Genomic DNA, 24,081 nt, shown 5'->3' on the forward strand with positions numbered 1-24,081 from the left:
TGCAGATCGTGTCTAATACCGCTCCCCACCCGTAGTGCCCCCACCTGTATGTCCCTCCAATCCCATGGCCCGGCGCCGTGCGACGACGCTGACGGCCACCTGGTCACCGCTGGCCCGCTGACCCCGCCGCCCGATGTTGCCGGCACCCCCGCCGATGAGAAGGCACTGCGCCACTCGGTCGCCGAGGACGTGCAGGGCATGGTGCTGGCGATGCTGGTGGCCTCGCTGGGCCTGGCCATCTTCGCCAAGGGCGGGCTGATGATCGGCGGCATGGCCGGCATGGCCTTCCTGCTGCACTACGCCATGGGCTGGAACTTCGGCCTGGTGTTCGTGCTGGTCAATCTGCCGTTCTACTGGGTGGCCGTGCGCCGCATGGGCTGGGAATTCACCCTGAAGACATTCGCTGCGGTCACCGCCTGCGGCCTGCTGACCGACATCCTGCCGCGCTGGGCCGACTTCTCGCATATCGCGCCGTTGTACTCGGCGCTGGTCGGTGGTGCGCTGTCCGGCCTGGGCATCCTGTTCTTCATCCGCCACCGCGCCAGCCTCGGCGGCATCGGCATCCTGGCGGTGTACCTGCAGCGCACCCGTGGCTGGAGCGCCGGCAAGGTGCAGATGTCCTTCGATGCGTGCCTGATGGTGGCCGCGTTCTTCGTGCTGTCGCCGTCGAAGGTGATGTACTCGGCCATCGGTGCGGTGGTGCTCAGCCTGGTGCTGATGTTCAACCACCGCCCGGGCCGCTACATGGGCGTCTGATGGCTCACCGGCAATGCCGGCCAGCGGCCGTCACTACGGGGTGGAGGCCTGCACCCACGGTGGCGCCAGCTTCAGCAGCTTGGCGTGCACCGGGCAGTCCTCGGCATGTGCGCCCGGCAGGTAGCCCAGGCTCATCAGGAACTCGCCGGTGATCTCGCCGCCGGTGAAGCGGAACGTTTTCTTGAACAGCTTCACCCAGTCGGCTTTGCTGCGCGGGTGGTGCGCGTCCAGCCACGCGGCGAAGCTGCCGTGGCTCTGGCGCAGCTGCTGGATCACCTGCGCGTTGTGGATCGCCGCCAGCACCTTCAATCGGTTGCGGATGATGCCCGGGTCCGACAGCAGGCGCTCGATGTCCTGCTCGGCATAGGCGGCGACGCGATCGACGTCGAAGGCGTCATAGGCCGCGCGGAATCCCTCGCGCTTCTTCAGGATGGTTTCCCAGCTCAGGCCGGCCTGGTTGATCTCCAGCAGCAGGCGCTCGAACAGCTCGCGCTCATCGCGCTGCGGGAAGCCATATTCGTTGGCGTGGTAGTACTCGTGCACCGGATGGCCCGGGGCGATGCGGCAGTATCCGCTCATGGTGTGGCCGCCTCCGCGCGGTCTTTGCTGCGATCAATCTCCAGCTGGCCCGCCGCGCCGTCAAGCAGCAGCGTCGGCCAGCGTGGCGGCTGCACGGTCAGGCGGCCATCGCGCAGGGCCTGTGGGGCCTCGTCCGAAGTGCGCTGGTCAACGTCCTGGAAGGAAACATCACCTTCCTTTCTCCAGCCAGCCGGTTCACGCACGTGCAGCTGGCAGCGCGGGCCGCTGTACAGACTGGTCATGCACAGCAGCACTTCATCTTCGCCATCGCCGTCCAGGTCACGACGCAGGGCGACACAGCGCTTGTCGCCGATCTTGTCGGCGTCCAGGCAATCGCCCGCGCTCAAGCGCCGATCCAGTACTGCCTGCCACCAGTCATCGGCTGGCGATGCGGTGCCCTTGGCCAGCACGATCCGTGCCTTCAGGCCGGCCAGGTCGCGCACGCCATCGTCGATGTCGTTGTCCCAGCGCGACTCGCGTTTCTGCCGGGCCAATGCCTGCACGATAATGCTGGAGGCGCGGGTGTCGGCCGCCAACGACGGCGCCTTCTGCAGCGTGCGCAGCGCCTGCACGCCACGGCGGCCCAGCTCGAAACGCAGCTGGTTTGCAGCGTCCGCGGTCATCAACGCCGGATCGGCGCGCAGGCGCTTCATCTGGCTGGCCAGGGTGATGCGCACCGGGTCGATCACCGGGGAGATGGCCAGCAGTGCGGTGGCCAGCACGGTCCAGCACATCCAGCGGTTGACCGGCTCAAGCCGATGCAGCCAACGCCCCTGCCGGCGCAGTGCGGCGAAGGCGTAGCCGATGGCATAGCCGGCGATCAGCACCGCAACCGCGAAGCCCCAGAAGCGCGAGAGGGTCCAGCCATATTGGCTGACCCGCAGGGTCATCGCGTACAACGCCAGGCCGGCGTAGATCGGCAATGCCAGCAGGCTGGCCTCGACCAGCCGGCGCAACCAGGCCGGGTAGGGCGGGGTGCCGTCGTCGTGCTGGTAGACCGCGTTGGCCAGGCTGATCAGCAGCACCGCCAGCACCAGCAGCAGGCTGGCGGCCGAGCGCGTGGCCCACAACGGCGCCAGCCCGGTGAACGGCAGCGACAGCACGAACAGCACCGCGATGAACGACAGCAACGGCAGCAGGCCGCGGCAGATCGCGAACAGCACCTGGCGGGTGATCTGCATCGCGCGATGCTGGGTGCGCCCGATCAGCACGCCGAAACCTGCCAGCATGCCGGTGGCCAGGGCGATGAAGGCATCGCTGCCGAACAGCTCGTGGAAGAAGTCGACCTTGACCATCCGGAACAGCGCTGCCCACAACCACAGCAGCAGCCAGGTCAAGCCGGTGAACACCGCCGCCAGCACCAGGGTGAGGCCGTTCTGCCAGGCACGTTCGAACAGTGCGCCGTAGTCGGCCCGCCAATGACCGGCGTGCAGGCGGAACTGCCACCACGGTAGGGCAATGAACGTGGCAACCGCCAGGCAGACCGAGAGCGGAACCTGCAGCCCGGCCGCATACAGCGCGGTTTCTCCGCTCAGGTTCCAGGCGGCCCAGGCGGCCAGCGCAAGCACCAGCAGCGAGGCCAGCCCGGCGTGCAGCCACAGGCGCCACGCCTTCAGATCGACCAGCGTCAACGCCACTGCGGTGGGCACGGTCAGGACCCAGGCATACCAGCAGTAGCGCCAGCCGATGTCCCGGAACGGCCATTGGTCGGCCAGTTCCTGGGCGGCGAAAAGCATCAGCCCCTGCAGCAATGCGATCAACACGATCATGCTGCGGGCGGGCCATGACAGCGTTGCGTCCTGCTGCATCGGGTCGACCTCCTTGCAAGAGCGCCATCCTAGCCCATCCCTTCGCGCCCGCATCCTGCCGCAGCGGTTAGAATGACGCCCATGCCAGTAACGCCGACTTCCCTCGCCAATCACCTGCTCGTGGCGCTGCCGTCGCTGATCGACGCCACCTTCGCCCGCACCGTTGCGCTGATCTGCCAGCACGACGAGAACGGGGCAATGGGGGTGCTGGTCAACCAGCCTTCCGAGTACACCCTGGGTGAAGTGCTTGCACAGATGGACATCGCCACCGTCGATGGCGTCCTGCAGGCGCGTCCGGTGCTCAATGGCGGGCCGGTGCATCCCGAACGTGGTTTCGTCATCCATGACGATGCGCGTGCGTGGGATTCCAGTCTGGTCGTGGGGGATGGTCTGTACCTGACCACCTCGCGCGACATCCTCGAGGCGATGGCGCGCGGCGAAGGCCCGGCCAATGCCGTGGTCACCCTGGGCTGCGCGGGCTGGAGTGCCGGCCAGCTGGAAAGCGAACTGTCCGAGAACAGCTGGCTGACCGTGCCGGCCGACGCCGAGCTGGTGTTCCAGCTGCCGCTGGAACAGCGCTGGCAGGGCGCCGCCTCGCGCATTGGCGTCGATCTGTTCCGGCTGACCGATTACAGCGGCCATGTCTGAGCCGGCCCTCATCCGTCGCGATGGCACCGTACTCGGTTTCGACGTCGGCTCGCGCCGGATCGGCGTGGCGATCGGCAGTGCGTTCGCCGCGCATGCGCGCGCGGTGGCCGTGGTCGATGTGCACGGCAATGGTCCCGACTGGGCGGCGATCGAACGCCTGCTCAAGGAATGGAAGCCCGATGGCCTGGTGGTCGGCGATCCGCTGACCCTGGACGGCCAGGACCAGCCCAACCGCAAGCGCGCGCAGGGCTTTGCCCGCCAGCTGCGGGAGCGTTTCAAACTGCCGGTGGTGATGATCGACGAGCGTTCCAGCTCGGTCGAGGCTGCCCGCCGCTTCGCCGTCGAGCGCGCCGAAGGGCGCAAGCGCCGCCGCGACGCGGCCGCCCTCGATGCCGTGGCCGCGGCGGTGATCATCGACCGCTGGTTGTCGTCGCCGGACGACGCCATTCCCATTCCCTGACGATACGAACCCCGCCATGACCGCTCAGCAACTCGATGACTCCGGCCGCCTGCGCCACCTGTTGACGCTTGAAGGTCTTCCCCGCGACACCCTGGTGCAACTGCTCGACCGCGCCGGCCAGATCCGCGATGCCGCGGTCGGCCGTGTCGGCAACAAGCGCCACGTGCTGGGCGGATCGGCGGTGTGCACCTTGTTCTTCGAACCCTCCACCCGTACCCGCAGTTCGTTCCATCTGGCGGCGCAGCGGCTGGGGGCGGACGTGCTGAACTTCGACGCCTCCACTTCGTCAACGCGCAAGGGCGAAACCGCCTGCGACACGCTGAAGAACCTGGAAGCGATGGGCGTGCGTGGTTTCGTCGTACGCCACCCGGATGACGGCGCCGTGGCCGCGCTGGCCGCCGTGGCGGGCGAGGGCACCGCGCTGATCAATGCCGGCGACGGCCGCAGCTCGCACCCGACCCAAGGCCTGCTGGACATGCTGACCCTGCGCCAGGCCAAGGGCCCGGACTTCTCGAAGATGAAGGTGGTGATCGTCGGCGACGTCAAGCACTCGCGCGTGGCCCGCACCGACCTGCATGCGCTGCGTACGCTGGGCGTGGGCGAGATCCGCGTGTGTGGCCCGCAGTCGCTGCTGCCGGACGACGACACCCTGAAGGGCTGCGTGGTCGGTGATGATTTCGATGCGATGCTGGAAGGCGTCGACGCGCTGATGATGCTGCGCCTGCAGCGCGAGCGCATGGAAGAAGGGCTGGTGCCGTCGCTGGAGCAGTATCACGCGCAGTATGGGCTGAACACCGCACGCCTGGCCCGCGCCGGCAAGGACGCAGCCGTGCTGCACCCGGGCCCGATCAACCGCGGCGTGGAAGTGACTGACGACGTGGCCGACGGCCCGCAGTCGTGGGTGCTGCGCCAGGTCGCCAACGGCGTCGCCGTACGCATGGCCGTGCTGGAAACCCTGTTGGGTTGATTGCCGGTGGGCGCCAACCTTGGTTGGCACTGACCCCGCTCTGGTAGATGCCAACCTTGGTTGGCCCTATCCGTCCGTGCTGAATACCTCCGGCCGATCACCCAAGGCCTCAAGCTCCCACTCGCACCATGCGTGCCGATACTGCCCCAACTGCGTCGCCAGACCCGCCCTGATCGGATTTCCCATCAGGTACAGCGCATGCCGGTACAACGATTCGTCCGAGCGGATCGCATGATCGTGGTAGCAGGCCTGCCAGAAACGCCCGACCCTTCCCAATAACCGGTTTGCCTGCTGCGCCGTGCGCGATTTGAAGCGCTTCATGACGGTTTCCAGGGTTCCCGCACGCAATTCGACCAGCCAGTGAATGTGATCGGGCATGACCACGTAGGCGATCGAGCGGGTGAAGCCTTCCTGATCGAGCCTCTGGAATTCCTGGATTGCCTGGGCTGCGGCAGCGTCGTTGGCGAACAGGGGCGCGCGGCGATCCACGACGGTAGTGAGGAGGTAGCTGAGGCCGACGTTGGAGCGACGGCCGAGCAGGAGACGGACGTTTTGCATGGCGCAAGCTTGGGCGGACATGCCTGCGACGAACATCGGGGAATGGCTTGATCTTGGGTAGGCCAGTGCCAACCAAGGTTGGCATCTACCAGAGCAGTGCCAACCAAGGTTGGCATCTACCAGAGCAGTGCCAACCAAGGTTGGCATCTACCAGAACAGGCGCTCAGCGCTTCTGCTTGAACAGCCACGCCCACATCGCCGCGTCGGCGTAGGTCGCGTCCCAGGCATTGTGGTTGCCTTCCGCGTACTCGGTATAGCGCACATCACGCGCGCCGGCGGTCTGGAAGGCGGCATGCAGCCGGCGGTCGTCATCCGGCGGCACCACATCATCCAGCGCGCCGTGGAAGATCCAGATCGGGGTGCGCTGCAACCGTTGCGCGATCACTGCATAGGGATCCGCTTCGTTCGCCACCTGCTCAACGAACAGGGTAGGACGAACCGCACGCGGCGCCAGAACCGCACCGCAGACCGGCACGATCGCGGCAAAGCGCTGCGGGTCGTCCAGGGCGATGTTCCAGCTGCCGTAGCCGCCCATCGACATCCCGGTCAGGTACTGCCGTGCCGGGTCGGCGCCGAATTCTGCAATCGTGGCGTCCAGTGCGGCGATCGCCACACGGTTGTTGCGGCCGCTCCATTCTTCTCGGCCGGGTACCTGCGGAAACACCGCCAGTGCCGGGAAGTCGGCGGCGTGACGGCGCAGGTAAGGACCCAGGCCGGCGTTGGTCTGCTTCACGCCATCGCCGCCGCGCTCGCCGGAGCCGTGCAGGAACAGCACCACCGGCAGCGGCCCTGCCGCGCGCGCGGCAGCGGCTGGAATGAACACCTGGTAGTAGGCGGTTTCGCCGTCCACCTTCACTGCACGTGCCTCGAAGTGGCCGCGCGCACCGGGCGGCGTACTGGCGCACCCGGTCATGATCAGCAGGGCCAGCAGCGGCAGCCAGCGCGAGAACGATCGAAGCATGGCGATTCCCAAGAGGGCGAGGTCGCTTCGATGGTAGTGCGCTGCGGTCGGCCCGGCATCGTGCGCCGCATCACTGCGGGCGCGGGAAGCTGGCGATGATCTGCAGCTGCTCCTGTGCTTCGGCATTGCCGCCTGCGGCTGCGGCCTGCACCTGCGCCATGTCCGGATGCAGCACCACCAGCAACGGGTTCTCGCAGACCGGGCACACGTACTCGGTGGCGTCCTCGTCCAGCTCCATCACCATTGCCCGTGAACTGCCTTTCCACTCGCAGGCCGCGCAGGTGTGAGGCTGGTCGCGCCAACCCGGTGCAAAGTAGTTTTCGATCGTCGTTGCCATGGCAGTTCCAGTCAGTGCAGCAGGACCATGGTGGCCAGGCCGAGGAAGGTGAAGAAGCCCATCGAGTCGGTCACTGCGGTCAGGAAGATGCCGCTGGCCAGCGCCGGATCGAAGCCGAAGCGCTTCAGGCCCAGGGGCACCAGCACGCCGGCCAGTGCCGCGAACAACAGGTTGCAGGTCAGCGCGATGGCGATCACCGCCGAGAGTCCGGGCGAGTGGAACCAGGCGAGCACGATCAGGCCCAGCACCGAGCCGAGCACCACGCCATTGAGCAGGGCGACCCGCACTTCCTTCCACAGCAGCGTGCGTGCGTTGGAACTGCCGACCTGGCCCAACGCCAGGCCGCGCACCATCAGTGCCAGCACCTGGGTGCCCGCATTGCCGCCGAGCCCGGCGACGATCGGCATCAGCACGGCCAGTGCGACCAGCTTGTCGATGGTGCCTTCGAAGTGGCCGACCACGCTGGAGGCCAGGAAGGCCGTACACAGGTTCACCGACAGCCACATCAGGCGGCGTCGCATCGCGCGCCAGACCGGGCTGAACAGATCCTCGTCCTCATCCAGGCCGGCGGCGCCCAGCGCCTGGTGCTCGGCCTGGCCACGGATGATGTCGACCACGTCATCGATGGTGATGCGGCCGATCAGGATGTTGTTGTCATCCACCACCGGCGCGGAGATCCAGTCATGGTCGGAGAACTGCCGCGCCACTTCCTGGTCGCTTTCGCCGACATCGATGGCGGGCTGCTCATCGTCGATCAGGCGGTTGATCGGCGTGGTGTCTTCATGGGTCACCAGCGAGGCCAGCGACACGCGGCCCAGGTACTGATGACGGCGGCTGACCACGAACAGGTGATCGGTGTGGTCGGGCAGCTCGCCGCGCAGGCGCAGGTAGCGCAGCACCACATCGACGTTGACGTCGGCGCGCACCGTCACCACGTCCGGGTTCATCAGGCGGCCGGCGCTGTCCTCGGGGTAGGACAGCACCTGCTCCAGGCGCTCGCGGTTCTCGCGGTCCATCGACTTGAGGACTTCGTCGATGACCGTGTCCGGCAGGTCTTCGACCAGATCGGCCAGATCGTCGATGTCCAGGTCTTCGACCGCGGCGATGATCTCGTCCGGGTCCATGTCCGCGAGCAGGCTCTCGCGCACGTCGTCGCCGACGTGGACCAGCACCTCGCCGTCGTCCTCCGGATCGACCAGGCCCCAGACGATCTCGCGCTTGCCCGGAGGCAGCGATTCGAGCAGGTTGCCGATCTCGGCCGGCGCCAGGGTATTGACCAGACGGCGTACCGGGCCCAGCCGACCGCTGTCCAGTGCATCGGACAGCATCCGCAACTGGCGCGCAGTCTTGTCGTGGCGTACAGCCTCAGCCATCGCAGCTCCCGCGGGGATAAGAAAAGCCGCGATCCTTGCAAGGATGCGGCAACAGGGGTGTTCAGCGCGTCATTATCGCAAGGGGATGTTTCAGCGCATAGCCGCCGGGCATGGCGGCCTGCGGGGTCCACACATTCCGCCGGGCCGTGCCCGGCGAGCGCGTAGCGCGGGAATCAGGACGCGTCCGCCACCAACGCCAGCCAGCGCTCGATGCCGCGGCGGTCACGCATGCCCAGCAGCTTCGGTGCGCGGGCGCGCAGGGCACCCAGGTCGGCATCACGGACAGCCCGGCGAACTTCCAGCAAGGTGCCCGGGTGCAGGCTGAACTCGGTCAGCCCCAGCGCCAGCAGCAGCGGGGTCATCCGTGCGTCGCCCGCGATTTCGCCGCAGACCGCCACCGGAATACGATGACGCGCGCCGGTTTCGATCACCATCTGCAGCAGGCGCAGCACGGCCGGGTGCAGCGGCGAATACAGTTCGCCCAGTGCTTCGTTGTTGCGGTCGGCGGCCAGCAGGTACTGCACCAGATCGTTGGTGCCGATCGACAGGAAGTCTACCAGGTCGATGAAACTCTCCAGCGCCAGCGCGGCGGCGGGCACTTCGATCATCGCGCCCAGTGGCACATGCTCGGCCACCATGTGGCCCTCGACGCGCAGCTGCTCGGTCAGCTTGAGCATGCGCCGGCGTACCGCCAGCAGTTCGTCGCGGGTGCTGACCATGGGCACCAGCACGCGCAGCTTGCCGTAGGCCGAGGCACGCAGGATCGCGCGCATCTGGGTGTCGGCCACCTTGGGTCGGGCCAGTGACAGGCGCACGCCGCGCAGGCCCAACGCCGGGTTTTCCTCGTTGCTCAGGGTCAGGCCGGTGCGGTCGGCCTTGTCCGCACCCAGGTCGAGGGTACGGATGGTCACCGGGCGGCCACTCATGCCCAGTGCCGCATCGCGGTAGGTCTGGAACTGCTCTTCTTCGTCCGGCAGTTCGTTGCGCTGCAGGAACAGGAATTCGGTGCGATACAGGCCCAGGCCGTGGGCGCCCAGCGCATGCGCCTGGGTCACATCCTCCAGCGATTCGGCATTGGCCAGCAGGGCGATGTCGACCTGGTCGCGGGTACGGCTGGGCTTGCTGCGCAGGCGGCCGAGCTCGCGCTGCTCGCGCGCGTGCTCCTTCAGGCGTGCGCGGTAGTCACGCAGGTTGTCGGCCTGCGGGTTGACGGTGATGCTGCCGTCGGCGCCATCGATGATCAGCACGTCGCCGTCGATCACCTTGCTCAGCAGCTGCGGCACGTTGACGATCAACGGCAGGTGCAGGCTGCGGGCGAGGATCGCACTGTGCGAAAGCGCGCTGCCAGCAGTGGTGACGATGCCGACCACACCGTGCGACTGCAGCTGGGCCAGCTCGGAAGGGGCGATGTTGTCGCAGACCAGGATTTCACCGGCCAGGCCCTTTACCGCTGCCGGGCGCTCGGGCTGCAGGAAGGCATGGATGCGCCCGATCACATGATCGAGATCGTCCATGCGGCTCTTCAGGTAGGCATCGTCCATGCCATCGAAGACTTTGGCCAAGCGGTCGCGCTGCAGGCGCAATGCATAGCCGGCGCTGTAGGGACCACTGCGGATCAGTTCGTCCAGGCCGAACAGCAGTTCGGGATCGTCCAGCAGCAGTGCATGCAGGTCGAGGAATTCGCCCACTTCCTGGTTCAGCGCACCATGCAGGCGCTGGCGCAGCTCGTGCATTTCCGTGCGCGCCGCGTCCACGGCGCGGTGCAGGCGTGCCAGCTCGGATTCAATCTGGGAAGGGGTGACGCGCTGTTCGGCTACTTCCAGTGCATGCGGCAGGCGCACGCGGGCGCGGCCCATCGCAGTACCGCGGGCGGCGCCGTGCCCGGCCAGCAGCTGTACCGGCCGTTGGCCGGTGGGGGCTTGGCCGGCGCGCGCGCGCGGCACGCTCAGTTGTCCTCGTCGAAGCGGCGCTCGAACAGGTCGACCACCGCGTCCATCGCCGCGACTTCGTCTTCGCCGTTGATGCGGATGGTGACCGGCGTGCCTTGCCCTGCCGCCAGCAGCATTACGCCCATGATGCTCTTGGCGTTGATCTCACGGCCCTTGGCGGCCATGGTCACGTTGCAGCGGAACGGCGCCAGGGTCTGCACCAGCTTGGCGGTGGCCCGGGCATGCAGGCCCAGGCGGTTGCTCACAGTGAGTTCTCGTTCAAGCATCGTCGACTATCGCTCCATTACGGGTGCCCGCCGCCGCAGTGGCAGGCAGTTGATCCAGTCCCTGTTCCGGATAATTCATCACCCGCAGCAACATCGGCAGACTCAGCGCCGACACCCGGCGAACCGGGGTCCCCAACCGTGCCAGCTGCCCGGCAAGGTTGGCGGGGCTGGCGCCGTACAGGTCGGTCAGGATCAGCACGCCCTCACCCCCATCGACCCGCCGCAGAGCGGCCGAGGCGAGCGGGAGCAGAGCATCCAGGTCTGCGTCGAACGGTACTTCGAAAGCTTCGGTTTTCAACGGCAACTGCCGCAGAAGCCGGGTCGCCACGTCGAGCAGGGCGATCCCGACCCCAGGATGTGTTACGAGGAGAATGCCACAGGTCATTACTGCACGTTAACAGGTCAAGGTGAATTGGCGATAGCAGCAGGAGAGGGGCACTGTGTCCCGTATTCAGTGTTGCTCGGGTCGGAGCCCTTTTTCGTTGAAAAAGGGATCCGACCCCATCCGTTTTTCGATACCCGACAGAGATTCATCCACGCATGGCGTGGATCTACTGTGTCGACCAAGGTCGACACCTACCAACAGCAGCAGAGAACGCCGTCCCGACAGATCGCGGGAACCTGTCGAAGGCGGGGCGGGTCAGGAAGCGGGGGCGTGAGCCGCATGGATGCGGCGACCGAGCTTACATGGACGTACTTGCAGCGTCCCCCGCTTGCTGACCTGCCCCGCCACCCCGGGGAATGCAGGCGTTTGCCGTTGACGTTGCCGTGGTTTCTGCGGGTGCCGGGCGCAGCCCGGCCGACCACCCCTCAATCCTGTTCGCGGTGATAGGTCGCCACGTCTTCCCAGCCCATCTCACGTGCATGGCGCGCCAGGCGTTCGGCCAGGAACACCGAGCGGTGCTTGCCACCGGTACAACCGAAGGCCACCGTCACATAGCTGCGGGTGCCATCACCCAGCTTGGGCAGCCAGGTATCCAGGAAATCCATCAGCTGCGCCAGGTAGCGCTGCACATCCGGCTGCGCTTCCAGGTAGTCGCGCACGCCGGGCTCGCGACCGCTCAGCGCCCGCAGTTCCGGATCCCAGTGCGGGTTGGGCAGCACGCGCGCGTCGAACACGAAGTCGGCCTCGGCCGGCACGCCGCGCTTGTAGGCGAACGATTCGAACAGCAGCGACAGGCGCGTGGCATGGCCCATCGCGAATTCGGTGATGATGCGGCGCCGCAGCTGATGCACGTTCAACGCACTGGTATCGATCACCGCATCGGCTTCGCGGCGCAGCGGCGCGATCAGTTCGCGCTCGCGGGCGATCGCTTCCGGCAGCGACAGGCCCAGCTGGCTCAGCGGGTGCCGGCGGCGGGTGTCGGCATAGCGCTTGAGTACCGTTTCATCGTTGGCCTCGAAAAACAGCACCTTGGCGTCCACGCCGGCATCGGTGGCCAGCTGCCGCCAGCTGGACAACTGGGTCAGGTCGCTTTGCCCGCGTACATCGATACCCACCGCCAGCCGGCGCGCTGCTGCACCGTTGTGGTGGCTCAGGACATTGCGCACGAAGTCCGGCAGCAGCTGGATCGGCAGGTTGTCCGAGCAGTAATAGTCCTGGTCCTCGAAGGTCTTCAGGGCGACGGATTTACCCGAGCCGGACAGGCCGCTGACGATGATCAGGGTCGGGGCGGTGGGACTGACGGTGCTCATGGACGGACTCTTCGAAGGGCAGGGGGGTCAGGGCGTTCGCCGTTCCAGCAGGTTGCTGTGGCGGGCGATGAACATCGCCGCCGGGTCGATACCCTTGGTACGCAGAATGTGCAGGCGGGTGGCCGCCTCGGTCAGAACGGCCAGGTTGCGGCCGGGCATCACCGGCAGGGTGATCAGCGGCACGTCCAGGTCCAGCACATGGCGCGTGCCCGAGTCGCCGGTCAGGCGCTCGTAACCATGGGGGGTGGGCTCGGTCATCGGCTTGGTCAGGTGGACGATCAGCCGAAGGTACTTGTTCTTCTTTACAGCGGTGTCGCCAAACATCTCGCGCACGTTGAGCACACCCAGGCCGCGCACTTCCAGCAGGTCCTGCAGCAGCTCCGGGCAGGTGCCATCGAGCACGTCCGGGGCGATCTGGGTGAACTCGGGGGCGTCGTCGGCCACCAGGCGGTGACCGCGGCTGAGCAGCTCCAGGGCCAGTTCGCTCTTGCCGGATCCGGCTTCACCGGTGATCAGCACGCCGATGGAGTAGATCTCCATGAACACGCCGTGCAGGATCACCCGCGGCGCCAGCGTGCGGGCCAGGTGGTAGGACAGATGGTTGAGCAGTTCGTGGCCGCGCTTGGGCGACAGCCACAGCGGCGTGCCGGATTCATCGGCGGCCGCGCGCAGGTCTTCCGGGCAGGGCTGGTTGCGGGTCAGCACCAGCGCCAGCGGATGCGATTGCATGATCTTTTCGATGGTCTCCCAGCGCTGGCGTGGTTCCAGCGCGTCCAGCCAGGACAGTTCCTCGGTACCGAGGATCTGCACCTTGTTGGGATAGATCGCATTGAGATAGCCGGCCAGCGAAGGGCGTCGCGAGACCGTATTGCCGGCCTCCAGCTCGCGCTTCTCGCCGGATTTGCCCGCTGCCCAACGCAGGCCAAGCCGCTCACGCTGCTGTTCGAACAGTTCGCGGGCAGTGATGCTGGTATTCATGCGGCGCTCGCCGGTGGGGTCAGGTCCAGGGCCTGGCGCAGCTCCCGCGCATCACCGGCCTCGCGCAGCGCCTGGCGGATGCAGGGCGCGGAAAACAGCTCGGCCAGCTCGGACAGCAGCATCAGGTGTTGATGGGTGTAGTGGGCGGGAACGGCCATGGCGAACACCAGGTCCACCGGCTCGTCGCCACCGAAATCGACCGGGGTCTGCAGACGCAGCAGCGCGCCTCGGGGTCGATCCAGGGTCGGCGCACGACCATGCGGGATGGCGATGCCGTAGCCGATCGCGGTACTGCCCAGCGCTTCGCGCTGGCACAGGTTGAGATAGATCTGTTCGGCATTGGCCTGGCGGCAGGCCAGCAATCCGGCCGCGGCCTGCAGGACGCTGTCGCGGTCGGTGGCCGTGCAGAGCTGGGTCTGCACGGCCGCCAGGAGGTCAGTCAGGGGCATGTCTGCGGGGAGCGGTGGCGATCAGCCACCATTGTCGCCCACCGGCAGCGGTGCGTGCTGCTGTTTTTTCTCCTTGTGCTTGATCACCAGGCGGTCAAGCTTGTCCGCCAGCAGGTCGATCGCGGCGTACATGGTCTGCGCATTGGCTTCAGCGTGCAGGGTCTGACCCGGAATATTGAGGCTGGCATCGACGTGGTGCTCGGTCTTCTGCAGCTTGAGGGTCACCCGCGCTTCGCAGTGCTGGTCGAAGTGTTTGCCGATCCGGGCCAGCTTCTCCTCTACATAGGACTGCAGGGCCGGGGTGACTTCGACATCTTTGCCAAACGTTTCGATGCGCATCGGGTTTCTCCTTTGATCGGATGTGCCAATGAACCTCTCCGCCGGGCGCGGCGGCGCGTCAAACGATTCTGACTCTTTCGTGCGAGGCGGAGATGTTCATGGCCTCACGATACTTCGCCACGGTGCGCCGCGCTACTGGGATTCCCGATGTTTTGAGCAGGTCAGCCAGCTTGGCGTCAGAAAGCGGCTTGCGTGGGTTCTCGTCATCGATCAGGCGCCGGATCATGGCCTGGATGGCGGTGCTGGACGCTTCGCCACCACCGTCGGTGTCGATGCCCGAGGCGAAGAAGGCGCGCAGCGGCAGGGTGCCGCGTGGCGTACGCACATGCTTGCGGGCGATCGCGCGCGACACGGTGGATTCGTGCAGGCCCAGTTCGCCGGCGATCTCGCGCAGGGTCAGCGGGCGCAGTGCCTGTTCGCCGAATTCAAGGAAGCCCGCCTGCTGCTGGATCAGGCTGCGCACCACCCGCAGCAGCGTCTCGCCACGCGCCTGCAGGCCCTTCAGCAGCCAGCGCGCTTCCTGCAGCTGGCCGCGCAGATAACCGGCATCGGCGTCACCGCAGCGACGGATCATCTGCTCGTATCCGCGGTGGATCACCAGCTTGGGGCCGGCATGGGCGGCCAGCGCGGCGCGCCAGATGCCGTTCTGCCGCCACACGACCACGTCCGGCACCACGTAGGTGTCCTGGGCGAGCGGAGCGATCTGGGTGCCGGGGCGAGGGTCCAGCGAGCGCAGCAGGGCCACGGCGGTCTCGACCTCGGCCAACGGCTGCTTCAGCTGCTGGGCCAGGCCGGTCACGCCGCTGCGCGGCAGCTGTTCCAGTGGACCGGCGGCGACCTGCCGGGCCAGGGCCAGGCACGGGGTGTCGACAGGCAGCACGTCCAGCTGCAGTTGCAGGCATTCGCCGAGGCTGCGTGCGGCCACACCAACAGGGTCGAAGCGCTGGATCTGGTGCAGCACGGTCAGGATTTCGTCTTCACCGGCATGGATCGCCGGCAGCAGCGCTTCGGCGATGGCCGCGAGCGGCTCGCGCAGATAGCCATCGTCTTCCAGCGAATCGATCAGTGCCGCACCGATGCTGCGGTCGCGGTTGGACAGGTGGGTCAGGTGCAGCTGCCACAGCAGGTGGTCGGCCAGGGTTTCGGTTTCGGCGACGCGTTCGGCAGCACTGCCGTTGTCGTCGTCATCATCGAAACTACCGCCGCTGCCGCCACTGCTCCAGTCCAGCTCAGCGGGCGCCCAGTCGTCGCCACTGCTTTCAGCGTTGTCGGGCGGGGCGTCATTGTCGCCGCCCGCCTCGTCGCTGCTGGCGTCCTTGTCGACACCAGCGCCTTCGTCGCTGCTGTCGGACCAGTCCAGCAGTGGATTGCTCTCCACCGCCTGGGCGATTTCCAGCTCCAGCTCGGTCGTGGACATCTGCAGCAGCTTGATCGCCTGCTGCAGCTGGGGCGTAAGCACCAGCTGCTGTCCCAACGATGTCTGCAGCCGAGTCTTCATGCCTGTGCCGAACGGAAGGGAGAGGGCCCGGCGGCCGCGGTTACAGCTTGAAGGAATCCCCAAGGTAGACGCGGCGTACGTCGGCGTTGTCCAGGATCGCCTCGGGCGAGCCCTGGGCCAGTACGGTGCCCTCTGCGAGGATATACGCGCGGTCGCAGATTCCCAAGGTCTCGCGCACGTTGTGGTCGGTGATCAGCACACCGATGCCGCGTTGCTTGAGATGGGTGACGATGCGCTGGATTTCGCCGACCGAGATCGGGTCCACACCGGCGAAGGGTTCGTCGAGCAGGATCAGCCGCGGCTTGGCGGCCAAGGCACGCGCGATCTCGCAACGACGGCGTTCACCACCGGACAGGCTGGCACCAAGCTGTTCGGACACGTGCCCCAGCTGCAGTTCGTCGAGCAGGCTGTTCAGTTCACGCTCGCGGCCAGCCGAATCCAGGTCCTCACGCAGTTCCAGCACCAGGCGCAGGTTGTCGGCCACGGTCAGCTTGCGGAACACCGACGGCTCCTGCGGCAGGTAACCCACACCCTGCTTGGCGCGGGTGTACATCGGATCGCCGGTGATGTCCTTGCCGTCCAGCACGATGCTGCCGGCATCGGCACCGACCAGGCCGACGATCATGTAGAAGCAGGTGGTCTTGCCGGCACCGTTGGGACCCAGCAGGCCGACTACTTCACCGGCGTCCAGGGTCAGCCCGAAGTCCTTGACGACTTCGCGCTGCTTGTAGCGTTTGCGCAGGCCAGTTGCGACGAGCATTACTTCTTGCCTCCCGCCGGCGCCGCAGCCGGGGCGGCCGCAGGCGTCTTGTTCTTCGGCGGAATCACGGTGCGCACGCGGCTGCCATCGCCGCCGGAGTTCATCTCACCGCTGCGGGTGTTGTAGACCATGCGCTGGCCGGCATTGGTGCCGCGCGCGCTGGTGACCTTGTAGTTGCCGGTCAGGGTGATGATCTCGGTGGTGATGTCGTAGTCGATCCGGTCGGCCACCGCATCCATCCAGGTGCCATCGTCGAGCTGCTGCTTCATCTTGGCCTGCTTGCCGGTGAACACCGCACGCACGGCTTCGCCGCCCTTGAGGTAGATCTCGGCCTCGGACGAACGCAGGTCCAGCGTGCCCTGGGTGATGATCACGCCGCCCGACAGCACGGTCTTGCCGTCACCGGTGAGGGTGCCGGACTGCGCGCCGGAATCAATGTTCATCGCTTCATTGCGGTCGGTCGACTTGGCAAAGGCGACAGCGGGGACAAGAAGACTGAGTGCGAGCACGGCTGCAAAGGGAATCTTCATCGGGGTCCGTTCTACCGGTGGTGGCCCTCCGGCGGGACCGGGGGCTGCGGGTGGGGGCTGCCTGCTTCGCGCCTGTCGGGAAGACGTCGCGGGCGGGCGGCGGAATCAGCGCTTGGGCGTGTAACGGCCCTTGGACTGGCTGAGGAAATGATACGTGTTGTTCTTCGAATCCACCTCGAACCCGACGCCGGACTGCTCCATGCCCGGCCGGGTCATGGTCACCAGGGCATCGGTACGGGCGCGGTTGTCCTTCGGGAACACGTCCAGGTGGTCGGTGCGGAAGGTGGTCGGGACCACGCCGGGATCGGCCGGGCTGTCGCCGGCGACGTTGCCCCGCAGCTTCATCTCGTCACCCTTGGCACTGAGCCAACCGGTCTCGGCGCGCAGCGTCCAGTGCTTGCCGTCCTTGTCGGGCATTTCGAACAGTGGGGTGGTGATGCTGAGCGTCTGGTCGCCACGCTGGCGTTCCAGCAGGGGCGCACGCAGGGTGGTCGATTCCTTGCCGTGTTCGTCCAGGGCGACGATCTGGAAGTCGTGCAGGATGTAGTCCACACCGGCGTCCTGGCCTTCGACGACAGGTGCCTTTTCACGGTTGCGCAGCGCGGCCCAGCTGCTCAGCAGGGCCGCCAGCAGCAGGCCCACGCCGAGGATCATCCGCCAGTTCAAGGTGGGGGCATTCATGCGCCGAACCTCGCCAGCACGGCGTCCAGGCGGCCCTGCGCGGCCAGCAGCACGTCGCACAGCTCGCGCGCGGCACCACGGCCGCCGTCGGCGCGGGTGATCCAGTGCACGCGCTCGGCGATCCACGGATGGGCATTGGCCGGGGCCACGGCCAGGCCGACCGCGCCCAGCGGCGCCAGGTCCGGCAGGTCGTCACCCATGAAGGCCACCTGCTCCAGGCCGATGCCGTGCTGCGCGCACAGCGCCTGCACGCTGGCCAGCTTGTCGCCGACGGCAATCTGGGTGTCGATGCCCAGGTCGGCGCCGCGCTTGAGCGCGGACTGGCTGTTGCGCGCGGTGATCAGCACGGGGTGGATACCGTGCTGCTGCAGCAGTTTCAGGCCCAGGCCATCCTGCACGAAGTACGCCTTGCTCTCGTTGCCATCCTTGTCGTAGTACAGCCGACCGTCGGTGAGGGTGCCGTCCACGTCGAAGCAGGCCAGGCGGATATTGGCCGCAACGGCATGCAGGTGGGCGGGGAAGGCGGGCAGGGGGGACCAGGGCATCAGGGCATCGGACTCGGTGGTTGCGGGCTCGTTGGTACAGACTGAATGGGGTCTACGGACTGTCGGTTAAACCACCCGGGCCCGCAACAGGTCATGAATGTTCAGGGCGCCAACCGCGCGGCCCTGGCTGTCGACCACGATCAGGCCGGTGATCTTGTGGGTTTCCATCAGCCGGGCAGCCTCCACCGCCAGCTTGTCGGCGCTGATGGTGCGCGGTTGCCGGGTCATCACATCGGCGATCCTGGCGGTGCGCACGTCCAGGTCGGTGTCCAGCGCGCGGCGCAGGTCGCCGTCGGTGAACAGGCCGATGAGCACGCCCTGGTTGTCGACCACGGCGGTCATGCCCAGGCGCTTGCGGCTCATCTCCATCAGCGCTTCGCTGAGACTGGCGCCGACATCGACCTTGGGCAGGTCCTCACCGGTGTGCATGACGTCGGTGATGTGCAGCAGCAGGCGGCGGCCGAGGCTGCCGGCCGGGTGCGAGCGGGCGAAATCGTCGGCGGTGAAGCCGCGCGCGTCCAGCAGGGCCACCGCGAGGGCATCGCCCATCGCCAGCGAGGCGGTGGTGCTGGAGGTGGGCGCCAGCGCCAGCGGGCAGGCTTCGGCCGGCACGCTCACATCCAGGTGGAAATCGGCGGCGCTGGCCAGGCTCGACTGCGGGCGGCCGGTCATGGCGATCAGCACATTGCCCTGGCGCTTGAGCACCGGCAGCAGCATCAGCAGCTCGTCCGATTCACCCGAATAGGACAGGGCCAGCACCACGTCGTCCTCGGTGATCATGCCGAGGTCGCCGTGGCCGGCCTCGCCCGGATGCACGTAGAACGCCGGGGTGCCGGTGGAGGCCAGGGTGGCGGCGATCTTGCGCGCGACATGGCCGGACTTGCCCATGCCGGTGGCGACCACCCGGCCGCGGCTGCCCAGGATCGCCCGGCAGGCCTGCTGGAAGGCGTCGCCGAGGCGGTCGGCCACGGCGTCCAGCGCCTGCCGTTCGATCTCGAACACGCGCCGGCCACTGGCAACCAGGGCGGCAGGGTCGGCGGAACGGGGGGGCAACAGGGATTCGGCCATGCGGACGCCACGCAGCGGAAGTAGAATGGACGCACATTTTATTAGGAAAGCCCGTTGGACGCCGACACCATCCGCAATCTGATCGAAACCGGCCTGCCCGGCGCCCGCGCCGACGTGCAGGGTGACGATGGCGTGCATTTCGAAGCGACCGTGGTCAGCGAGGCCTTTGCCGGCAAGATGCCGCTGGCCCGCCACCGGATGGTGTATGCCACTCTGGGCGACCTGATGGGCGGCGCGATCCACGCGCTCGCATTGAAAACCGTGACCCCGGCCGAAGCCGGCTGAACCGCAGAAGATCCCCAATACATGGCCAAGATCGTTGTGACCGGCGGCGCTGCGCTGCACGGTGAAGTAAGCATCTCCGGCGCCAAGAACGCCGTCCTCCCCATCCTGTGCGCGACCCTGCTGGCCGACGCGCCGGTGGAGATCACCAACGTGCCGCATCTGCATGACGTGGTGACCACGGTGAAGCTGCTGGGCGAACTGGGCGCGAAAGTGACCATCGACCAGGGCACGCTGTCGCGCGGCAGCGCGATCGTGGTCGACCCGCGCTCGGTCAACCAGCATGTGGCGCCGTATGAGCTGGTCAGGACCATGCGCGCCTCGATCCTGGTTCTGGGCCCGCTGCTGGCCCGCTTCGGCGCGGCCGAAGTGTCGCTGCCCGGTGGCTGCGCGATCGGCTCGCGTCCGGTCGACCAGCACATCAAGGGCCTGCAGGCGCTGGGTGCCGACATCGTGGTCGAGAACGGCTTCATCAAGGCAACCGCCAAGCGCCTGAAGGGGGGCCACTTCACCTTCGACATGGTCAGCGTGACCGGTACCGAGAACGTGCTGATGGCTGCCGTACTGGCCGAAGGCACCACCATCCTCGACAACGCGGCGATGGAACCGGAAGTCACCGACCTGGCGCACTGCCTGATCGCGCTGGGCGCTAAGATCGAAGGCCTGGGCACCGCCCGCCTGGTCATCGAAGGCGTCGAGCGCCTGTCCGGTGGCCGCCATGAAGTGCTGCCCGACCGCATCGAAACCGGCACCTTCCTGGTGGCCGCAGCGATGACCGGTGGCAAGGTGACCGTCAACCGCGCGCGTCCGAACACCATGGACGCCGTGCTGGCCAAGCTGGTGGAAGCCGGCGCGACCATCGAGACCACCGAAGACAGCATCACCCTGGACATGCACGGCAAGCGGCCGAGGGCGGTCAACCTGACCACCGCGCCGTATCCGGCGTTCCCGACCGACATGCAGGCGCAGTTCATGGCGCTCAACTGCGTGGCCGACGGCGTGGGCGTGATCAACGAAACGATCTTCGAGAACCGTTTCATGCACGTCAACGAACTGCTGCGCCTCGGCGCGGACGTGCAGGTGGAAGGCCACACGGCGATCGTGCGCGGTCACGAACGCCTGAGCGGTGCGCCGGTGATGGCGACCGACCTGCGCGCATCGGCATCGCTGATCCTGGCCGGCCTGATGGCCGATGGCGATACCACCATCGATCGCATCTACCACCTTGATCGCGGCTACGAGAACATCGAAGAGAAGCTGTCTTCGCTCGGCGCTACCATCCGGCGCGTGGCCGCATGATCCTGCGCGGCAAATTCAGCCGTCGCCGCAAGGCGCTGCTGGTGCTGGTGCTGATCGTGCTGGCGTGGCTGGGCTACGCCTGGTACGCCAACATCGCCATCACCAAGGGCATCGAGCAGAAAGACATGGACTGGAATGGCGACGGCACGGTGACCCGTGACGAGATCATCCAGTCGTTCTACGCGGTAGCGGTGAACGACAGCCAGGACGGCAACCGCCATTGCCGTACGTTCGTGCGCCGATCGACGGGCGAGCAGATCCGGGTGGACTGCCGCACCGAGTTCGCGCCGGCGGAAGAACCGAAGAAATAAAAAAAACGCCCGCGAAAGCGGGCGTTTTTTCTGGGACATCCATCCACGCATGGCGTGGATCTACTGGGCCATGCGTGGATGGCGCGGATCGTCGGTCAGTTCATCGCCTTGATGGTCAGGTCCAGCGCATCGCGACCGCTTTCACGCTGCAGCATGCGCGCCGGCACCGGGAACTCCGGCACGATCCAGGCGATCAGCTCCTTGTTGCCGTCGACGCGCGAGACCTTGGTGGCCTCGTAGCTCTTGCCGCCCACGGTGACCGACTCCTTGCCCACCACGCGGTAAGTCATGTTCTTGATGCGGCCTTCGTCGACCATGCGATAGGTCAGCGGCTTGCCGGCAGCCAGGTCACGTGCAATGGCCAGGTTGATCAGCAGTGCGTCCATGTCGCCGGCCTTCAAGGCGATCGGACCGGCGCGGTCCGGCTTGATGTCGCCGGTCCAGGTGGCCTGGTTGCTGGTCCAGTTGTAGTTGGCCTGCACATTGCGCTTCTTCACCAGCAACGCCGAGCGGTCCTGGCTGCTGAGCGGGCGCAGCTGCCCGCGCACTTCCTCGAACACCGTGCTCTGGCTCAGGTCGGCCAGCTGGTTCTTCACCTGCAGGCTGTAGCGCCACTTGTTGCTGCCTTCGCTGGCCAGGGTCATGCTGCCGTTGGCCTGCATGCCCATGTAGCTGGCCAGGTAGTCGGCCTTGAACGGCTGCAGGGCCATGGCCGGCAGACTGGCCACCGACAGTGCGGCAGCGGCGATCCAGGTCAGGGGGCGGGTCAGGGTGTTCATGCTCAGACTCCTTGGTATTCGATCAGGCGCAGATCGACGCGATCTTCGCCGTCTTCGCGTTGCAGGATGCGCACCGGGGTGGGGACACCGTTGGCGATCCAGAGAATGGTTTCGTTGTTGCCGCCGTTGGTCCGATAGACCCGCAGCGCGTTGTAGGACAGGTCGCCGACCTCGACGTTCTCGGTCTGCGGCGCGGCCTGGTAATCGTGCTGGCGCACCTTGCCCATGTCGACGTAGCGATAGTGCATGGCCGCGCCAGGGCGGGCATCGCGCATGATCGCCAGGTTGATCAGCAGGGCGCTCTGGTCGCCGGCCTGCAGCGGAATCGGCTGTGCGCGCTTCTTTTCCACGTCGCCACTCCACTGCGCGGTGCCGGCCTGCCAGTTGTAGGTGCCGACGGCCTTCTTGCCGAGGAACAGGCCCTTGCGCACCGTGCTCTGGCTGAGTGGCGCATAGACACCGTTGCGCTCCTCGAACACCGTGCTCTGCTCGATGTTCAGGCCGAGCACGCTGGCAAAGCCGCGGCGGCCCACCACCTGCATGTCCACCCGCCACTGGTTGCCACCGGTGTGGGTGACCTGCATGGTCGCATCGCCTGCTTCCTTGCTCCTGTAGAACGCCTGGTAGGTCGCGCTGAACGGCTGCAGCGGCGGCGGCTCCCAGGCCAGTGCAGGCAGCACCGGCGGCGCCACCTCGGCAGGTGCCGGCGCAGCAGGCGCTGTTGCCTGGCCCCAGCCCGCACAGGCAAGGACGGCAAGCGGCAGCAGCAGGGTTGTACGCAGCAGGGACGTGGTCTTCATGGCCGACAGGAACCGCAGGAGGGGGCAGAATGCCAGCCCCGCAGTCAGCGGGGCGTGTGCACGGGCGTTACCGGTTCAGGTTCCCGGCGGAATCTAGAGCCAAGGGGCTAAACAGGGGGTGACCGTCGAATGTCGGCTGGCCTTCCCGTTCAGCCAGGCGGCCTGCACAGAGCAGTTCCAGGGTCGCGATCAGCAGCGGATGCTCCACCGCAAGCACGCGTTCGGCCAGGGTCTGCGCATCATCGCCGGCAAGCACCGGAACCCGCGCCTGCGCCAGCACCGCGCCGGCATCCAGTTCCGGCACCACCAGGTGGACGCTGGCGCCGTGCTCGACGTCACCGGCCTCCAGCGCCCGTGCATGGGTGTGCAGGCCCTTGTGCAGCGGCAGCAGCGAGGGATGGATGTTGACCAGGCGGCCATTGAAGCGCTGCACGAAATCGGCGCCGAGGATGCGCATGTAGCCGGCACAGACGATCCAGTCCGGGGCGGATGCAGCCAGCGCATCACCCAGCGCCCGCTCGTAGGCGGCGCGCTCGCTGAATTCCTTCGGCGCATGCGCCCAGCGTCGATCCGCTGCCACCCGCTCCAGTGCGGTCGCATCGGGGCGGTCGGAGAACACGCCGACAACCTCGGCCTGCAGTCGCCCTGCAGCGATGGCGTCAACAATGGCCTGCAGGTTGCTGCCGCGGCCGGATGCCAGCACGGCGATTCGGCAGATGCTCATCGCACCGCGCTCCGGCGCACCAGCGGCCACAGCAACAGGCTGCCAACGGTCGCCAGCAGCATGTCCGCGTGCGCGTCCCACATGTCGCCCTGCTGGCCGTTGTAGGCCTCGGCCGCTTCCGGCGACAGGGCAAGGGCGATGCCCCATTCCAGCCACTCATACACCAGGCTGGAACACATCACTGCCATCACCGCCAGGGTGAATGCCTGGCCGATGCGCAGCGCAGGCCACGACTGTCGCGCCAGCTGCAGCAACGCCGGGGTGAAGCAGACGCCATAGAGGAAGTGGATCAGGCGATCGAAGTGGTTGCGCTGCCAGCCAAAGGCTGCATCCGGCGACCATCCGAGCAGCGACTGCAGCCAGGCGTCATAGGGCACGTTGGAATACAGCCAGCGCGCGGCCACACAGTGGATGGCGATGAAGCCGCAGATGGCGATGAACGCACCATTGTCCAGCTGCCAGCGCCGGTTCACCCACCACAGGGCGAGCAGGCCGATCACGGTCAGCGAGCTGTGCAGGGTCTGCTCGAGCGGCCACAGCGGATGGATCCAGGTTGCCGCGAATATGCACAACACCGCGGCCAGGGCGACCTTCTTCGGTCCTGACAGTGAGTGGGTGGCGCGGTTGCTGGCGAGCGTAGGAACAGCGGGCGTGGACATGTCGGAGCGATCAGCAGAAGGG

The 24,081-nt window shown here is 66.9% G+C and carries 30 protein-coding genes; 7 read left to right on the forward strand and 23 right to left on the reverse strand.

Annotated features, from left to right (window positions below; all coding sequences use genetic code 11):
* Positions 1 to 48 precede the first annotated feature (48 nt).
* Positions 49 to 756, forward strand: a complete 708-nt coding sequence (locus tag GIW57_RS16355) for a YitT family protein (RefSeq protein WP_099819252.1) — start codon at positions 49 to 51, stop codon at positions 754 to 756.
* 33 nt (positions 757 to 789) lie between these two features.
* Here GIW57_RS16355 and GIW57_RS16360 read toward each other — a convergent pair whose 3' ends face one another.
* A complete protein-coding gene (locus tag GIW57_RS16360) occupies positions 790 to 1,335 on the reverse strand; it encodes a DNA-3-methyladenine glycosylase I (protein WP_100463504.1) in 546 nt (181 codons plus the stop codon).
* Positions 1,332 to 3,143, reverse strand: a complete 1,812-nt coding sequence (locus GIW57_RS16365) for a DUF4153 domain-containing protein (RefSeq protein ID WP_236511956.1) — start codon at positions 3,141 to 3,143, stop codon at positions 1,332 to 1,334. Before GIW57_RS16365 ends, GIW57_RS16360 begins: the two co-directional genes overlap by 4 nt.
* A gap of 81 nt (positions 3,144 to 3,224) precedes the next feature.
* Here GIW57_RS16365 and GIW57_RS16370 point away from each other — a divergent pair, with 81 nt between their 5' ends.
* Genes GIW57_RS16370 through GIW57_RS16380 form a run of 3 tightly spaced genes read left to right on the forward strand, consistent with a single transcriptional unit; the run spans position 3,225 to position 5,218 of the window.
* Positions 3,225 to 3,791 carry a YqgE/AlgH family protein gene (locus GIW57_RS16370; protein ID WP_165376445.1) on the forward strand — a complete coding sequence of 189 codons (567 nt, stop codon included), beginning with the start codon at positions 3,225 to 3,227 and terminating at the stop codon, positions 3,789 to 3,791.
* Positions 3,784 to 4,251, forward strand: a complete 468-nt coding sequence (gene ruvX, locus GIW57_RS16375; RefSeq protein ID WP_025874031.1) for a Holliday junction resolvase RuvX — start codon at positions 3,784 to 3,786, stop codon at positions 4,249 to 4,251. Before GIW57_RS16370 ends, ruvX begins: the two co-directional genes overlap by 8 nt.
* 16 nt (positions 4,252 to 4,267) lie before the next feature.
* On the forward strand, positions 4,268 to 5,218 hold the full coding sequence (locus GIW57_RS16380) for an aspartate carbamoyltransferase catalytic subunit (protein WP_100463517.1): 951 nt from the start codon (positions 4,268 to 4,270) through the stop codon (positions 5,216 to 5,218).
* A gap of 66 nt (positions 5,219 to 5,284) precedes the next feature.
* Here the strand turns inward: GIW57_RS16380 and GIW57_RS16385 are convergent, their stop codons facing one another.
* The 17 genes from GIW57_RS16385 to GIW57_RS16465 all read right to left on the reverse strand — a co-directional run bounded on the left by GIW57_RS16385 (position 5,285) and on the right by GIW57_RS16465 (position 19,205).
* Positions 5,285 to 5,776 (reverse strand): transposase, encoded by a 492-nt coding sequence (locus tag GIW57_RS16385; protein ID WP_100465690.1) that lies wholly within the window; start codon positions 5,774 to 5,776, stop codon positions 5,285 to 5,287.
* Positions 5,777 to 5,939: 163 nt separating this feature from the next.
* A complete protein-coding gene (locus GIW57_RS16390; protein WP_236511958.1) occupies positions 5,940 to 6,737 on the reverse strand; it encodes a prolyl oligopeptidase family serine peptidase in 798 nt (265 codons plus the stop codon).
* Positions 6,738 to 6,807: 70 nt separating this feature from the next.
* Complete coding sequence (locus GIW57_RS16395; RefSeq protein ID WP_089239293.1) at positions 6,808 to 7,074, reverse strand: hypothetical protein; 267 nt, start codon at positions 7,072 to 7,074, stop codon at positions 6,808 to 6,810.
* A gap of 11 nt (positions 7,075 to 7,085) precedes the next feature.
* The gene (gene mgtE / locus GIW57_RS16400) at positions 7,086 to 8,447 is read right to left on the reverse strand and encodes a magnesium transporter (protein ID WP_025874026.1); all 1,362 of its coding nucleotides are present in this window, start codon (positions 8,445 to 8,447) and stop codon (positions 7,086 to 7,088) included.
* Positions 8,448 to 8,620: 173 nt separating this feature from the next.
* Positions 8,621 to 10,390, reverse strand: coding sequence for a phosphoenolpyruvate--protein phosphotransferase (gene ptsP, locus GIW57_RS16405; protein ID WP_236511959.1), 1,770 nt, complete (start codon positions 10,388 to 10,390; stop codon positions 8,621 to 8,623).
* A gap of 2 nt (positions 10,391 to 10,392) precedes the next feature.
* Positions 10,393 to 10,662 carry an HPr family phosphocarrier protein gene (locus tag GIW57_RS16410; protein WP_025874024.1) on the reverse strand — a complete coding sequence of 90 codons (270 nt, stop codon included), beginning with the start codon at positions 10,660 to 10,662 and terminating at the stop codon, positions 10,393 to 10,395.
* Positions 10,655 to 11,047, reverse strand: coding sequence for a PTS fructose IIA subunit family protein (locus GIW57_RS16415; RefSeq protein ID WP_089239297.1), 393 nt, complete (start codon positions 11,045 to 11,047; stop codon positions 10,655 to 10,657). Before GIW57_RS16415 ends, GIW57_RS16410 begins: the two co-directional genes overlap by 8 nt.
* A gap of 425 nt (positions 11,048 to 11,472) precedes the next feature.
* Positions 11,473 to 12,357, reverse strand: a complete 885-nt coding sequence (gene rapZ / locus GIW57_RS16420) for an RNase adapter RapZ (protein ID WP_162292003.1) — start codon at positions 12,355 to 12,357, stop codon at positions 11,473 to 11,475.
* Between the two features lie 27 nt (positions 12,358 to 12,384).
* Positions 12,385 to 13,335, reverse strand: a complete 951-nt coding sequence (gene hprK / locus GIW57_RS16425) for an HPr(Ser) kinase/phosphatase (RefSeq protein ID WP_004147299.1) — start codon at positions 13,333 to 13,335, stop codon at positions 12,385 to 12,387.
* The gene (locus tag GIW57_RS16430; RefSeq protein ID WP_032977285.1) at positions 13,332 to 13,784 is read right to left on the reverse strand and encodes a PTS sugar transporter subunit IIA; all 453 of its coding nucleotides are present in this window, start codon (positions 13,782 to 13,784) and stop codon (positions 13,332 to 13,334) included. The genes hprK and GIW57_RS16430 overlap by 4 nt, the downstream gene beginning before the upstream one ends.
* Positions 13,785 to 13,805: 21 nt before the next feature.
* Positions 13,806 to 14,123 (reverse strand): ribosome-associated translation inhibitor RaiA, encoded by a 318-nt coding sequence (raiA, locus tag GIW57_RS16435; protein WP_004147311.1) that lies wholly within the window; start codon positions 14,121 to 14,123, stop codon positions 13,806 to 13,808.
* A gap of 58 nt (positions 14,124 to 14,181) precedes the next feature.
* A complete protein-coding gene (locus GIW57_RS16440) occupies positions 14,182 to 15,621 on the reverse strand; it encodes an RNA polymerase factor sigma-54 (protein ID WP_236511961.1) in 1,440 nt (479 codons plus the stop codon).
* A gap of 40 nt (positions 15,622 to 15,661) precedes the next feature.
* Positions 15,662 to 16,381, reverse strand: a complete 720-nt coding sequence (gene lptB / locus GIW57_RS16445; protein ID WP_025874019.1) for an LPS export ABC transporter ATP-binding protein — start codon at positions 16,379 to 16,381, stop codon at positions 15,662 to 15,664.
* A complete protein-coding gene (lptA, locus tag GIW57_RS16450; RefSeq protein WP_089239301.1) occupies positions 16,381 to 16,911 on the reverse strand; it encodes a lipopolysaccharide transport periplasmic protein LptA in 531 nt (176 codons plus the stop codon). Before lptA ends, lptB begins: the two co-directional genes overlap by 1 nt.
* Positions 16,912 to 17,016: 105 nt before the next feature.
* Positions 17,017 to 17,592 carry an LPS export ABC transporter periplasmic protein LptC gene (gene lptC, locus GIW57_RS16455; RefSeq protein ID WP_100463536.1) on the reverse strand — a complete coding sequence of 192 codons (576 nt, stop codon included), beginning with the start codon at positions 17,590 to 17,592 and terminating at the stop codon, positions 17,017 to 17,019.
* On the reverse strand, positions 17,589 to 18,137 hold the full coding sequence (locus GIW57_RS16460; RefSeq protein ID WP_100463540.1) for an HAD hydrolase family protein: 549 nt from the start codon (positions 18,135 to 18,137) through the stop codon (positions 17,589 to 17,591). Before GIW57_RS16460 ends, lptC begins: the two co-directional genes overlap by 4 nt.
* 66 nt (positions 18,138 to 18,203) lie before the next feature.
* Positions 18,204 to 19,205, reverse strand: a complete 1,002-nt coding sequence (locus GIW57_RS16465; RefSeq protein ID WP_236511963.1) for a KpsF/GutQ family sugar-phosphate isomerase — start codon at positions 19,203 to 19,205, stop codon at positions 18,204 to 18,206.
* Positions 19,206 to 19,259: 54 nt separating this feature from the next.
* Between GIW57_RS16465 and GIW57_RS16470 the strand changes: the two genes are divergently transcribed.
* Genes GIW57_RS16470 through GIW57_RS16480 form a run of 3 tightly spaced genes read left to right on the forward strand, consistent with a single transcriptional unit; the run spans position 19,260 to position 21,097 of the window.
* Positions 19,260 to 19,490, forward strand: coding sequence for a BolA family protein (locus GIW57_RS16470; protein ID WP_089239309.1), 231 nt, complete (start codon positions 19,260 to 19,262; stop codon positions 19,488 to 19,490).
* Positions 19,491 to 19,511: 21 nt separating this feature from the next.
* On the forward strand, positions 19,512 to 20,786 hold the full coding sequence (gene murA / locus GIW57_RS16475) for a UDP-N-acetylglucosamine 1-carboxyvinyltransferase (protein ID WP_100463548.1): 1,275 nt from the start codon (positions 19,512 to 19,514) through the stop codon (positions 20,784 to 20,786).
* The gene (locus GIW57_RS16480; protein ID WP_089239313.1) at positions 20,783 to 21,097 is read left to right on the forward strand and encodes a hypothetical protein; all 315 of its coding nucleotides are present in this window, start codon (positions 20,783 to 20,785) and stop codon (positions 21,095 to 21,097) included. Before murA ends, GIW57_RS16480 begins: the two co-directional genes overlap by 4 nt.
* A 95-nt stretch (positions 21,098 to 21,192) precedes the next feature.
* Here the strand turns inward: GIW57_RS16480 and GIW57_RS16485 are convergent, their stop codons facing one another.
* The 4 genes from GIW57_RS16485 to GIW57_RS16500 form a co-directional block, all read right to left on the reverse strand.
* Positions 21,193 to 21,876: a DUF3108 domain-containing protein gene (locus GIW57_RS16485; protein WP_100463551.1), complete on the reverse strand. Its 684-nt coding sequence runs from the start codon at positions 21,874 to 21,876 to the stop codon at positions 21,193 to 21,195.
* Positions 21,877 to 21,878: 2 nt separating this feature from the next.
* Positions 21,879 to 22,676 carry a DUF3108 domain-containing protein gene (locus tag GIW57_RS16490; protein ID WP_100463555.1) on the reverse strand — a complete coding sequence of 266 codons (798 nt, stop codon included), beginning with the start codon at positions 22,674 to 22,676 and terminating at the stop codon, positions 21,879 to 21,881.
* Positions 22,677 to 22,743: 67 nt separating this feature from the next.
* Positions 22,744 to 23,400, reverse strand: a complete 657-nt coding sequence (gene purN / locus GIW57_RS16495; protein WP_100465692.1) for a phosphoribosylglycinamide formyltransferase — start codon at positions 23,398 to 23,400, stop codon at positions 22,744 to 22,746.
* The gene (locus GIW57_RS16500) at positions 23,397 to 24,059 is read right to left on the reverse strand and encodes a DUF2238 domain-containing protein (RefSeq protein WP_100463558.1); all 663 of its coding nucleotides are present in this window, start codon (positions 24,057 to 24,059) and stop codon (positions 23,397 to 23,399) included. Before GIW57_RS16500 ends, purN begins: the two co-directional genes overlap by 4 nt.
* Between the last annotated feature and the right edge of the window lie 22 nt (positions 24,060 to 24,081).

Source organism: Stenotrophomonas sp. PA-6-5C, from assembly GCF_021605635.1.
Lineage (GTDB): Bacteria > Pseudomonadota > Gammaproteobacteria > Xanthomonadales > Xanthomonadaceae > Stenotrophomonas > Stenotrophomonas lactitubi.